The organism is Streptomyces sp. NPDC046379, assembly GCF_055587785.1.
Map to the genome: position 1 here is coordinate 545239 of NZ_JBVJFP010000001.1, position 13240 is coordinate 558478.

Sequence of the window (13240 nt, forward strand, 5' to 3'; positions counted from 1 at the left end):
AACGCCGCGTCGCGTGCGGAACATTCCCGGCTGCCTCCCGTCAGGTGCGCATGGCAGGATCAGTGCTGTCCGCATGCTGGACCGAACTGCCGTGACGACCCGAGGAGTGCCGCCCGTGCCCGGTGAGAACCTGTCCCGCGACGAGGCCCGGGAGCGGGCCGCCCTGCTGTCCGTCGACGGGTACGACGTGTCCCTCGACGTGCGGTCCGCCGTCGGCGACGCGGGCGGGGAGCCGCGTACCTTCCGCTCGGTCACCACGATCCGGTTCCGCTGCGCCGAGCCGGGCGCGTCGAGCTTCGCCGACCTGATCGCGCCCGGGGTCACCGCCGTCTCGCTCAACGGCCGCGACCTGGACCCGCGCGAGGTCTTCGACGGCTGCCGGATCACGCTGGAGGACCTGGCCGCCGACAACGAGCTGATCGTCGACGCCCAGTGCGCCTACTCCCGCACGGGCGAGGGGCTGCACCGCTTCGTCGACCCGGAGGACGGCGAGGTCTACCTCTACACGCAGTACGAACCGGCCGACTCCCGCCGGGTGTTCGCCTGCTTCGAGCAGCCGGACCTCAAGGCCCCGTTCCGCTTCGAGGTGCGCGCGCCGCAGGAGTGGACGGTGTGGAGCAACGGCGCCGGCCGGCGCGCCGACGGCGTCTGGCGGTTCGCGGAGACCCGCCCCATCTCGACGTACATCACCTGCGTGGTGGCGGGCCCGTACCACTACGTCACGGACACCTACACCCGGGCCCTGCCCGACGGCGGCACCCTGGAGATCCCGCTCGGCGCGATGTGCCGCAAGGGTCTCGCCCCGCACTTCGACAGCGACGACGTCTTCCTGGTCACCAAGCAGGGCCTGGACTTCTTCCACGACCACTTCGACTACCCGTACCCGTTCGGCAAGTACGACCAGGCGTTCGTGCCCGAGTACAACCTGGGCGCGATGGAGAACCCGGGGCTGGTGACCTTCCGGGAGGAGTTCATCTTCCGCGGGAAGGTGACGCGCGCGTCGTACGAGGCCCGCGCCAACGTGATCCTGCACGAGATGGCGCACATGTGGTTCGGGGACCTGGTCACCATGGTGTGGTGGGACGACCTGTGGCTGAAGGAGTCCTTCGCCGACTTCATGGGCACGTTCGCCAACGTCGGCGCCACCCGCTTCCGGGACGCCTGGATCACCTTCGCCAACCGCCGCAAGGCCTGGGCCTACCGCGCCGACCAGCTGCCCTCCACCCACCCCGTCACCGCCGACATCCGCGACCTCCAGGACGCCAAGCTCAACTTCGACGGCATCACCTACGCCAAGGGCGCCTCGGTGCTCAAGCAGCTGGTGGCGTACGTCGGCCAGGACGCCTTCCTGGAGGGCGCCCGCCGGTACTTCAAGCGGCACGCGTACGGCAACACGCGCCTCGGCGACCTGCTGGCGGTGCTGGAGGAGACCAGCGGGCGGGACATGGCCGCCTGGTCGCGGGCCTGGCTCCAGACGGCCGGCGTCAACTCCCTCACCCCGCAGGTGCTGCTGACCGCCGAGGGGCGGATCGACGAGCTGGCGGTGGTGCAGGAGGCCGCCGAGTCGCACCCGGAGCTGCGCCCGCACCGGGTGGCGGTGGGCCTGTACCGGCGCGACGGGGACGGTGCGCTGGAGCGCTACGCGCGCGCCGAGGCGGACGTCGACGGACCGCGCACGGTGGTCGCGGAGCTGGCGGGGGCCGAGGCGCCCGACCTGGTGCTGGTCAACGACGACGACCTCACCTACTGCAAGATCCGCTTCGACGAGACGTCGCTGGCGGCGCTGCGCGAGGGGCTGGGCGACGTCACCGACCCGCTGGCCCGGGCGCTGTGCTGGTCGGCGCTGTGGAACATGACGCGGGACGCGCTGCTGCCGACGCGGGACTTCGTGGACCTCGTGCTGCGGTTCGCGGGGCGCGAGTCGGACATCGGCGTCCTGCAGATGCTGCACGCCTGGGCGCACTCGGCACTGGTCCACTACGCGTCCCCCGCCTGGCGGCCGACGGGCGAGCGGCTCCTGGGCGAGGGCGCCCTGCGCGAGCTGCGGGCGGCCGAGCCGGGCGGCGAGCACCAGCTGGCCTGGGCCCGCTTCTTCGCGACGGCCGCCTCGGGGCGGGCGGAACTGGAGCTGCTGCAGGGGCTGCTGGAGGGCACGGAGAAGATCGACGGTCTGGAGGTGGACCAGGAGCTGCGCTGGTCGTTCCTGGAGCCGCTGGCCGCGCACGGGCTCGCCGACGAGCGGACCCTGGCGCGCGAGCTGGCCCGTGACGACACCGCGTCCGGCAAGCGCCACCAGGTGCGGTGCCTCGCCGCCCGCCCGTCCGAGGCGGTCAAGGCGCAGGCGTGGGCGCAGGTCGTGGAGTCCAAGGCGCTGTCCAACGCGCTGGTCGAGGCCACCATCGCGGGCTTCGCCCAGTCGTCGCAGCGCGAACTGCTCGCGCCGTACGCCGGGAAGTACTTCGCGGTGATCGACCGGATCTGGAGCGAGCGGTCGATCCAGATCGGCATGGACGTCGTCCGCGGCCTCTTCCCGTCCCTCCAGGACTCCCCGGCGACCCTGGAGGCGACGGACGCCTGGCTGACGGCCCACGAGGACGCGGCCCCGGCACTGCGCCGCCTGGTGCTGGAGGCCCGCGACGACCTGGCGCGGGCGCTGCGCGCTCAGGAGTGCGACGCGCGGGCCTGAGCGCCACGAGCGGAAGGGGCACGCGGCTCGCGGACTCCCGTCCCGTTCGGGGCTCCGAGCCGCTTGTTGCCGAACCGGCACAGGACGCCCGTAACCCCTGGTCCGCTCACGCGCGGCCAGGGGTTTTCGGCATCCGAACACGCGTACTTCAGGGCGGCGTTGTCCGCATTTGTCGACGGGCGTGTAACAGCGGTTAGGGGCGGGGTCCCGGGCGGGAATCGCCGCATCATGAACCACAACACCCCGCTCCCGCCGCGTCCCCTGCACGTTCCCCCGGCCGACGTCCACGGCCGCCTCCTGACGACCGCGCAGCTTCGCGCGCGGGGCGTGACGGCCGCCGAGACGACCGAGCGGTGCGGGCCCGGCGGCCCCTGGCAGCAGCTGCTGCCCGGCGTGTTCCTGCTGCACCCGGGCCGGCCGACCGTCGAGGAGCGGCTGCACGCGGCCCTGACCTACGCCTCCCGCGAGGCGCTGCCGCGGGTGCCGTCCCAGCCGGAGCCGGGCGGAGCCCCCCGCGCCGCCTACCCGGAGGCGATGCTCACGGGCCTGGCGGCGCTGAAACTGCACGGCTTCGCCGCCGCTCCCCCGCTCGCCGCCCTGGACCGCGTCGACGTGCTGGTCCCCCGGCTGCGCCGGATCCGGTCGACCGGCTTCGTGCGGGTCGTGCGCACCGCCGCGCTGCCCGCCCCCGGCCGGGCGGCGGGTCTGCCGGTCGCGCCCGTGCCGCGCGCCCTGGCCGACGCGGTCGCCCGGCTGACGGACCCGACCGACGTGCGCGGACTGCTCACCGAGGCCGTACGGGCCCGCCACTGCGACCCGGCCTCGGTGGTGCGCGAACTGACCCGGGCGCGGCTGCTGAACCGCCCGCACGTCGTGGACGCCGTCGACTCCCTGCTCGCCGAGGGGCGTGCCCTGGCGGAGGACCGGCTGTACCGGCTGGTGCGGGACCACCGGCTGCCGGACCCGCTGTGGGACGTCGAGCTGCGCCTTCCCGGCGGCCCCGGCCTCGGCGCCGTCGACGCCTACTGGCCGGAGCACGCCGTCGCCGTCGAGCTGGACGCCCGCGGCCGGCGCCACGAGGACGACCCGCAGTGGGCCGAGTGGGTCCGCAGGCGGGAGCGCCTGGAGCGGCTCGGCGTCACGGTCGTGCGGGTGACGCCGAAGCGGCTGCGGGAGTCGCCGCACGAGCAGGCGGCGGTCCTGCGCACGGCCCTGATGGCGTCGGCGGACCGGGAGCCCGCCGCCTACCTGGTCGTCCTGCCCCGGCAGTGACCCGGGGGTGTCCGACGTGCCTCTACCCCTTCTTCAGCACCAGCTCCGTGTTGCGGTCGCGGGCCTCGCCCGCCAGGTCCGTGCGGGCGCCGGGCGCGTTGAAGGAGATCTCCCGGTAGAGGGCCGCCAGGCCGGTCTGGGAGAGGTCGGTGAAGTCGGTGGTGTGCGGCGCGGCCGACTCCACGAGGGTCGTGAACACCGAGAGGGTGCCGTCCTTGTTGTCGACCAGCTCGATCACGCGGGCCAGCTGCGGGAAGTCCACGTGGGAGGCGGTGGAGATCTCCCAGAAGGAGTGACCGGCGGAGCCCGTGTGCGGGGTGATGTCGTTGCGGTGGATGTGGCCGTTGACCCAGGCGAGGACGTTGCGGTGGCGGCCCAGCACGGCGAGGACGTCGTCGCCGTTGTGCCGCCGCTCGTTCGGCCGGGCGGGGTCGGGGCGCGGGTTGTCCATGGTCTTGCTGGTGTGGTGGCTGAAGACGACGACGTACGCGTCCTTGTTCCGGCGCAGGGTGCGGTGCAGCCAGGTCAGCTGACCGGCGCCGATGGAGCCCTCGTAGTGGCCGCCAGGGTCGGTGGTGTCGAGGCTGATGCCGATGACGTCGTCGGCGATGCGGAAGCTGTAGTACTGGGTGCCCGCTTCGACGTTGGCGCCCGAGTAGCCGTGGCCGACGGGGCCCGGGCCGGTGTACGCGGGGTCGAGGTGGGCCTTGACGTACTCGACGGCGGTGTAGGGGGCGCGCCGCTCGTCGGGGGTGATGGAGCGCAGGTCCCGGGCGTGCGCGCGCATCAGGTCGCGGTAGAGCAGGCCGAGCGGGTCGCGGGCGGTCTTGATGGAGTCCTGGAGCTTCTTGGCCTCGGCGGCGGACAGCGCCATCAGCTTCTTGCCGCCGGCGGCGAACTCGGCGAGGTACGGGTCTCCGTGGCCGTAGCAGCCGAGCGGGAGGGAGTCGTGGTTGCCGACGGTGGAGTACCAGGGCAGGTTGAGGCCGGGGCTGCGCACCTCGCGCATGGCGGCGGCGAGGAAGCCGTCCAGGTGCGGGAAGCCGCGCTGCTTGTCGGCGTCGCGGACGGTGGAGTCGGGCTGCCAGAACTGCTTGAGCCCGCTGCTCTGCACGCCCTCGTAGTGCCGCGGGTCACCGGAGTTGGGGGTGACCCGCCCGCCGCTCAGCACGGTCAGGAACCACTCCAGCTCGGTGCGGGCGTTGTTGTCGGTGTTGTCGCCGGTCGTCATGGCGAAGTGCAGCGGGGCGCCGGTGACGGGGGCGCCCCGCAGCGCGTTGACCCGCTCGACCAGGGAGACCGCGCCCTGCACGCTGAGCAGTTCCTGCGGACGCCAGGCGTGCACGTCGGCGGAGCGCAGGAACTCCAGCCGCAGCGGGTGCTGGGCGTCGATGATGTGCAGGTCGGTGAGCTGCACGAAGGCGGCGAGCGCGGTACGGCGGTCCGCGCGGCCCGACTTGGGCGTGGCGAGTTCGCTGCGCACGACCCGCTTCCAGCCGGGGCCGTCGCCGAGGCGGCGGTAGCCGGAGGAGGTGCGGGGCGCGGCGACGGAGGCGAGGGTGGTGCCGCGGGTGTAGGGGGCGAGGGGCGCGGCGGGCGCCTTGCGGGAGGAGGCGACGGCGGCCTCGTGCTCGGCCGCGGCGGGGGCGGCCTCGCTCTCGGTGGGCCGCAGGGCGTATCCCACGCCGGCGGACAGGGACACCGCACCGGCGGCGGCGAGGAGCGTACGGCGATCGACCGCCGCCCGGGCGGCGGCGGAGCTGGCGACAGAGCGTGTGCGCGACATGCGCGATCTCCCCGAGTGCGAAACGCGTCGGCAGTGACCGCGGACGGCCGCTTGCGCGGGCCCCCCGCTCACTGGGGATCGTTGGCACCGGGAATGGCCTGCGCGTTAATGAGACGCCAACGCGCAGCGCCGATCGCGGGACGTGGATCACGGGGCCGCCTGCCCGCCCACGCCCGCTCCCCGACCGGCTGTCGACCGGTCACGCGGTGTTCATCTTGCGGGAAATCGCGGCATGTCGGTCCGGGTCCGGGTCCGGGTCCGGGTCCGGGTCCGGGTCCGGGTCCGGGTCCGGGTCCGGGTCCGGGGCCGGGGCCGGGTCCGGGTCCGCAGGTCGCCGCCCCTACCCCACCCGCCCCGAGGCCGGCCGCTCCCGCCACAGTCTCAGGCCGAGGTCCACCAGGCCGATGCGGCGCAGGGCCGGGACCGCGTCGAGGGGGTGCCAGGCGGCCATGTCCGTGGAGCCGCCGATCTCGGGGCGCAGTTCGCCGGCGACGACCGTGCCCTCGTAAAGGAGGCGCACTCCGTGGTGGTCGGACGGGGAGCGCAGGCGGCGCGGGGAGGTCAGACGCAGGGAGTCGACGCCCAGGATGGCGGTGACCTCGATGTCGTAGCCCGTCTCCTCGCGGACTTCGCGGCGGACGGTGTCGTAGGGGTCCTCCCCGTGTTCCATGCCGCCGCCGGGCAGCACCCACTCGGGGACTCCGTCGGGGGCCGGGGAGCGGGCGAGGAGGACCTGCCCGTCACGGACGCATATGGCGTAGGCCGCCACCCTCAACGTCTTGCGCACGCACGGACGTTAACCCGCCGCGTCCGGATCGGCGGCGGAGTATCGGGGCCCGGACCTGCGCAAGGCGGCGCACGGCGGCGTTTCGGTCACCTCCGGGGACGCGCCCGCCGCCGCTCTCCCGGGTGCGTAACACGGGCGCAATGAAACTCCGCGCCCGTTTTCGGTGGTGACGTCCGCCATGCCCCGGAACGCACATCGGGGGTTTTCCCCACACATCGATTTCGATTCGGCCAACTTCTCCCGAACAACCGTCCCCTGTACCAGGCTGAGCGCTCGTCCGGGACCGAGTTCCGGACCTGGCGGTCAAGGCCGTTCGGCCCGACCGGCCTTGACCGCCTCACGCTCGATTCCTTTACCAACAAGGGATGCCGATGACCTTCACCCCCCAGCGCGAACCGATATCGGGCGCCAGACGCGTGGCCCGGATCGCCGTCGCCGCCGGTCTCGTCGCCGCGCTCTCGGCGGCCGGACCGGTTCCGATGGCCCTCGCCGCGGACCCGGCCCCCGCCACAGCCGCCGACCCCGGCGTCAAGTCCGCCCACGAAAAGCTCGGTTCCGACGACGCCGACCTGCTCGCCGAGGCCAAGGCCGACGGCGCCAAGAGCGTCACGATGATGGTGGCGACGGCGCCCGGGCAGACCGAGCGCGTCGCCGAGCAGCTCGACTCGGTCGAGGGCGGTCTGGTCGGCCGTACGTACGACAAGCTCGGATACGTCCGGGCCACCGTCCCCACCGGCGAGGCGGACGCGGCCATCGCCGCCGCAGCCAAGCTGTCCTCCGTGCACGGCATCGACCTGCGCGAGGAGATCCCGCTCGACGACCCGACGCCGAGCGGGGACCGGGCCAAGGGCGCGCCCGCCGCCGCGACCGGGACGTACCCGGCGCCCGGACGGCACACCCCGGCCGAGAACCCGTACAACCCGTCCTTCGAGACCGGCGCCGTCGACTTCGTCGAGGACCACCCGAGGGCGGACGGCCGCGGCGTCACCATCGGCATCCTGGACTCGGGCGTCGACCTCGGCCACCCGGCGCTGCAGAAGACCACGACCGGCGAGCGCAAGATCGTCGACTGGGTCACCGCCACCGACCCGGTCGCCGACGGCGACGGCACCTGGCGACGGATGACGACCTCGGTCGGCGGACCGTCGTTCACCGTCACCACCACCGCGCAGGGCACCGAGACGTTCAAGGCCCCCGAGGGCGCGTTCAAGTTCAACTACTTCGCCGAGTCGGCCACCACGGGCGGCGACATGGCGGGCGACCTGAACCGCGACGGCGACACCACGGACATCTGGGGCGTGCTCTACGACGCCGCCTCCGGCACCGCGCGCGTCGACCTGAACGACAACCTGGACTTCACCGACGACACGGCGATGAAGCCCTACAAGGACGGGTACCAGGTCGGCTACTTCGGCACCGACGACCCGGCGACCGCGATCGCCGAGCGCATCCCGTTCGTGATCGAGATCCGCAAGGACGTCGTCTACAACGCGGCCGGCGCCAAGGCCGACTACGTCAGCATCGGCGTCATCGAGGGCTCGCACGGCACCCACGTGGCCGGCATCACCGCCGCCAACGGCCTGTTCGGCGGCGAGATGAACGGCGCGGCGCCCGGCGCCAAGCTGGTCTCCTCGCGCGCCTGCACCTGGTCCGGCGGCTGCACCAATGTCGCGCTGACCGAGGGCATGATCGACCTCGTCGTCAACCGCGGCGTCGACATCGTCAACATGTCGATCGGCGGCCTGCCCGCGCTGAACGACGGCAACAACGCGCGCGCCGAGCTGTACACCCGGCTCATCGACGAGTACGGCGTCCAGCTGGTCATCTCGGCCGGCAACTCCGGCCCCGGCGCCAACACGATCGGCGACCCGTCCCTCGCGGACAAGGTGATCTCGGTCGGCGCGACCGTCTCCCGCGAGACCTGGGCGGCCAACTACGGCTCCCTGGTGGAGAAGCGGTACGCGATGATGCCGTTCTCCTCGCGCGGCCCGCGTGAGGACGGCGGCTTCACGCCGACGCTCTCCGCGCCCGGCGCCGCGATCAACACCACCCAGACCTGGTCGCCCGGCGGCCCGGTCGCCGAGGCCGGCTACAGCCTGCCGCCCGGCTACTCCATGCTCCAGGGCACCTCGATGGCCTCCCCGCAGGCGGCCGGCGCGAGCGCGCTGCTGCTGAGCGCCGCCAAGCGCAAGGGCATCGAGCTGACCCCGGCGACCCTGCGCACGGCGCTCACCTCGACCGCCGACCACATCCCGGGCGTGCAGGCGTACGAGGAGGGGGCGGGCCTCATCGACATCGAGGACGCCTGGGACGCGATCCTCGACGGCGCCACCGCGCACACCTACACCGTGCAGGCTCCGGTCGACACCGCGATCGACCAGTTCCTCAAGACCCCCGGCCAGGGCACCGGCGTCTACGACCGCGAGGGCGGTCTGAAGGCCGGGCAGAAGAAGACGTACGACGTCACCCTGACCCGTACGTCGGGCGCCGACCGGGCGATCCGGCACGAGCTGCACTTCGAGAACAACGCCGGCGGCACCTTCCGCATCCTCGGCTCCGACGAGGTGCTGCTGCCGCTGAACAAGCCGGTGACCGTCAAGGTCCAGGCCGCCCCGCGGTCCGCCGGCCTCAAGAGCGCCGTCCTCGAGGTGGACGACCCGCGCACCGAGGGCATCGACAAGCTGGTCCTGAACACCGTGGTCGTCTCGGCGCCGCTGGAGTACACCTACTCGGCGTCCGGTTCGGTGCAGCGCAACAGCCACAAGTCGTTCTTCGTGACCGTCCCCGAGGGCGCGAAGGCGCTGGAGGTGGCGATCGGCGGGCTGAAGGACAAGAGCCAGACCCGGTTCATCGCCATCCACCCGTACGGCGTCCCGTCGGACAGCACCGGCACGCCGTTCTGCTACAACAACTACCTCGACGGCAACGGCTGCAAGCCGGGCGTGCGCTCGTACGCCGACCCGCAGCCCGGCGTCTGGGAGATCGAGGTCGAGTCGCGGCGCACCTCGCCGGTGCTCGACAACCCGTTCACGCTGGACGTCACCGTCCTCGGCGCGGCCTTCGACCCGGAGACCGTGACCGTGCCCGAAGCCAAGGTCGGCACGCCGGCCGCCGCCTCCTGGACGGTGACCAACGGTTACGCGGCGATCGACGGCAAGCTGGTCGGCGGACCGCTCGGCTCGTCCAAGACGACCCGTCCGACCATCGCGCAGGGCGCCACCCAGACCACCACCGTGGAGGTCCCCGCGGGCGCCACCTCGCTGGACGTGGCGATCGGCGGCGTCTCGGACAACGCCGCCGACCTGGACCTGTACGTGTACGACGCGGCCGGTGACGTCGTGGGCGAGTCCGCCGACGGCGACTCCGAGGAGCGGGTCTCCCTCGCCGCCCCGGCGGCCGGCGCGTACACCATCGAGGTCGTGGGCTACTCGGTGCCGGCCGGTTCCACCGCGTACGACTACCGGGACGTCTTCTACTCCGCCTCCCTGGGCTCCGTCGACGTCGGCGGCTCGGCCCCGGTGAAGCTGGGCACGGGCGACTCGGCGACCGTCACGGGCAGCGTCACCGCCGCCGCGGCGGCCCCCGAGGGACGCGAGTTCTTCGGGCAGGTGCAGTTGGTCAACGCGCGCGGCACGGTCGCGGGCGTGGGCAGCGTGAAGATCGAGAAGGTCACGCCGTAACCCGGTGACGCCGTCACGCGTCAACCCGCGTGACGGCGGACCGCGGTGGCGGGCAGGGGGCGGGCGTCCGGTCGGGCGCCCGCCCCTTTCCGCTGTCCGCGGGCGCCGTGCCCGCTGCCCGCGGATGCCGTGCTGCGTTGCCCGCGGGCGCCGTGCCCGCTGTCCGCGGATGCCGTGCTGCGTTGCCCGCGGGTGCCGTGCCCGCTGTCCGCGGATGCGTGCTGCGTCGTCCGCGGGTGCCGGTGCCGCCTTGTCCGCGGGCCGCCGTACGCCGTTATTCGCAGGTCCCCGCGTACGGCAGCGCGTTCTCCAGGATGCGCCGCTGCCGGGCGACGTCCCGCTCGCCGACGTGGACGGCGTCCGGAGTGCGGCTGCCGTGCGGGAGGGCGACCAGGACGTGCTCGCCCTCGTCGAGACCGGCGGCGCGGGCGATCACGAAGACCGTCTCGCCCGCCCGGTTCCCGTCCGGCACGTCCGGCACGTAGGAGCGGGTGATGCGGAGGGTGACGCGTTCCTTCCGGGTGCCGGGCACCGGTTCCACGGCGGCCACCTCGCCCTCGGCGACCAGGCGGGCGCAGGCGAGATAGCCGGGCGCGGCGAGCGCCCCGGCGTCCTTGGCCTCGGCGTCGGCGCGTTCGCCGCCGGCCTCGTCGGCGGAGCTGGTGACGTTCGACGCGGAGCCGGCCTGCACGGCGAGCCAGCCGAGGCCGCTCACCATCGCGCCGGCGGCGGCCACGCCCACGGCCCCGAGGGCCAGGGACCGGACGCGGACGGGGCGCGGGCGGCGCGCGGCACGCCGTGGCGGTGGAGCGGCGGGGCGCGCCGCGGCTGCGGGGGGCTCGGCCAGGGCGTCCCCGAGGAGCGTCAGCTGCCGCTTGAGCAGCGCCACGTCGTCGGCCGCCGCGCGGTATTCGGCGAGATGGGCGGGGTCGGCGTCGCCGGGCAGCGGTTCGCCGGTGAGGACGGCGAGCAGCGGGTCCGGGCGGTCGTCGCCGGGCCGGCCGTCACAGCCGTCGTGTTCGACGGTCACGTCACACCACCTCGTCCTCGTGCAGCCGGGTGCGCAGGGCCCGTACCGCCGTGTGCAGCCTGCTCTTGACCGTGCCCTCCGGGATGCCCAGCTCCTCGGCGATGGAACGCACCGGGAGGTCGGCGTAGAAGCGCAGGACGAGGACCTGCCGCTGGGGATCGGGCAGCTCGTCCAGGCCCTGGGCCACGGCGAGGGACAGCACGCTGGTGTCCTCGCCGGAGGGGAGGCTGGGCTGGCGCAGCGCGGCGAGGCGCTCGCCGAGCCGTTCCTGGCGGCGCTTGGCGCGGTGCCAGTCCATGGCGAGGTTGGAGGCGACGACGGCCGCCCAGGCGGACACGTCGCGCGGCGCCTCCAGCCCGCTCGCGGCCCGTTCCAGCAGCCGCAGGCGGACCTGCTGCACCCCGTCCGGCAGGTCCGCCTGCGGCACGCCGCCGAGCGCGAGCACGGCCCGCACCCGGCGTTCCTGAGCCGCGTCCAGGGGGTCGTCCGCCGCGTGATCCGCGTGGACCGCCCCCTGCCCGCGGCGGGCCTTTCCGCGCAGCACAGCCACCCCTCTCGTCCCCGCGTTTCTCCTACGACGCCGGTGGCGACGGAAACGTTCGGTAACGTTTCCGCAACGGCGGGGTGGGAGGGGGCATGTTGTGCGTCACACATGTCCCAGTCCTCGGTCATCCCCGCCAAAAAACTGGACAGGTACGCCGGGGTCGGCCGCATCATGGAGGTGCCTCGGCCGGGCACAGTGCACATATCAGACGTAGAGGGAGTCACCGTGAGGGTCGGAATCGTCGGAGCCACCGGGCAGGTCGGCACGGTCATGCGCAGGATCCTCACGGAGCGGAACTTCCCGGTCACCGAGCTGCGCCTGTTCGCCTCCGCCCGCTCGGCGGGCACGGAGCTGGACGGCGTGACGGTGGAGGACGCGTCCACGGCCGACTACACCGGCCTGGACATCGTGCTGTTCTCCGCGGGCGGCGCGACCTCGAAGGCGCTCGCCGAGAAGGTCGCCTCGCAGGGCGCGGTCGTGATCGACAACTCCTCGGCGTGGCGGCGGGACCCGCAGGTGCCGCTGGTGGTGGCCGAGGTGAACCCGCACGCGATCGCCGACCGGCCCAAGGGCATCATCGCCAACCCGAACTGCACGACGATGGCCGCGATGCCGGTGCTGCGCCCGCTGCACGCGGAGGCCGGCCTCGAGGCGCTGGTCGTCGCCACCTACCAGGCGGTGTCCGGATCCGGGCTGGCCGGCGTGGACGAGCTGTTCGAGCAGGTGCAGAAGGTCGGCGCGGACGCCCCGAAGCTGACCCACGACGGCTCGGCGGTGGAGTTCCCGAAGCCGGACAAGTACGTCGCGCCGATCGCCTACAACGTGCTCCCGCTGGCCGGCTCCATCGTGGACGACGGCCTGAACGAGACCGACGAGGAGCAGAAGCTCCGCAACGAGTCCCGCAAGATCCTGGAGATCCCCGGGCTGAAGGTCTCCGGCACCTGCGTGCGCGTGCCCGTCTTCACCGGCCACTCCCTCCAGGTCAACGCCCGTTTCGCCCGCCCGATCAGCGTGGAGCGCGCCAAGGAGCTGCTGGCCGGCGCCCCCGGCGTGGCCCTCGCGGACGTCCCCACCCCGCTCCAGGCGGCCGGCCAGGACCCGTCGTACGTCGGCCGCATCCGCCGCGACGAGACGGTGGACAACGGCCTGGCCCTGTTCGTCTCCAACGACAACCTCCGCAAGGGCGCCGCGCTGAACGCGGTCCAGATCGCGGAGCTGGTGGCGGCCGAGCTGAAGAAGTAGTCCCGGCCACGAGACAGGGGCGTCCACCGGCGTAGGTCGCGGTGGACGCCCCTGCGTTCGGGCTCCGGGGCCATGGGGCTCATGCCACTGCAGCGGCCACACCCTGCCGGGTGAGTCCGCTCTCCTTGCGCAGAGCAGTCAGCTCGCGGCCCTTGATGCGCGCCACGTTCTCCGCCCTGATCCTCGCCCGGCCGAACCGTGACCGCGCCGAGT

General features: G+C 73.4%; 8 protein-coding genes. 4 read left to right on the top strand and 4 right to left on the bottom strand.

The annotated features are described in order from the left end of the window. Positions 1 to 115 precede the first annotated feature (115 nt). Positions 116 to 2686: an aminopeptidase N gene (pepN, locus tag ACZ6KF_RS02470; RefSeq protein WP_469236905.1), complete on the top strand. Its 2571-nt coding sequence runs from the start codon at positions 116 to 118 to the stop codon at positions 2684 to 2686. A gap of 228 nt (positions 2687 to 2914) precedes the next feature. Further along, positions 2915 to 3958, top strand: coding sequence for a hypothetical protein (locus ACZ6KF_RS02475; protein ID WP_469236908.1), 1044 nt, complete (start codon positions 2915 to 2917; stop codon positions 3956 to 3958). 22 nt (positions 3959 to 3980) lie between these two features. Here ACZ6KF_RS02475 and ACZ6KF_RS02480 read toward each other — a convergent pair whose 3' ends face one another. Further along, positions 3981 to 5744 (bottom strand): TIGR03767 family metallophosphoesterase, encoded by a 1764-nt coding sequence (locus ACZ6KF_RS02480; protein ID WP_469236909.1) that lies wholly within the window; start codon positions 5742 to 5744, stop codon positions 3981 to 3983. A 340-nt stretch (positions 5745 to 6084) separates the two neighbouring features. Further along, complete coding sequence (locus tag ACZ6KF_RS02485) at positions 6085 to 6531, bottom strand: NUDIX hydrolase (protein ID WP_356631599.1); 447 nt, start codon at positions 6529 to 6531, stop codon at positions 6085 to 6087. 371 nt (positions 6532 to 6902) lie between these two features. Between ACZ6KF_RS02485 and ACZ6KF_RS02490 the strand changes: the two genes are divergently transcribed. Then, the gene (locus ACZ6KF_RS02490; protein WP_469236911.1) at positions 6903 to 10211 is read left to right on the top strand and encodes a S8 family serine peptidase; all 3309 of its coding nucleotides are present in this window, start codon (positions 6903 to 6905) and stop codon (positions 10209 to 10211) included. Between the two features lie 274 nt (positions 10212 to 10485). On the opposite strand, the gene ACZ6KF_RS02495 is transcribed toward ACZ6KF_RS02490, so the two are convergent. Next, the gene (locus ACZ6KF_RS02495) at positions 10486 to 11241 is read right to left on the bottom strand and encodes a hypothetical protein (protein WP_356631595.1); all 756 of its coding nucleotides are present in this window, start codon (positions 11239 to 11241) and stop codon (positions 10486 to 10488) included. Position 11242: 1 nt separating this feature from the next. Then, on the bottom strand, positions 11243 to 11785 hold the full coding sequence (locus ACZ6KF_RS02500) for a sigma-70 family RNA polymerase sigma factor (protein WP_356631593.1): 543 nt from the start codon (positions 11783 to 11785) through the stop codon (positions 11243 to 11245). A 225-nt stretch (positions 11786 to 12010) separates the two neighbouring features. Here ACZ6KF_RS02500 and ACZ6KF_RS02505 point away from each other — a divergent pair, with 225 nt between their 5' ends. Beyond that, positions 12011 to 13027: an aspartate-semialdehyde dehydrogenase gene (locus ACZ6KF_RS02505; protein ID WP_356631591.1), complete on the top strand. Its 1017-nt coding sequence runs from the start codon at positions 12011 to 12013 to the stop codon at positions 13025 to 13027. Positions 13028 to 13240 lie beyond the last annotated feature (213 nt).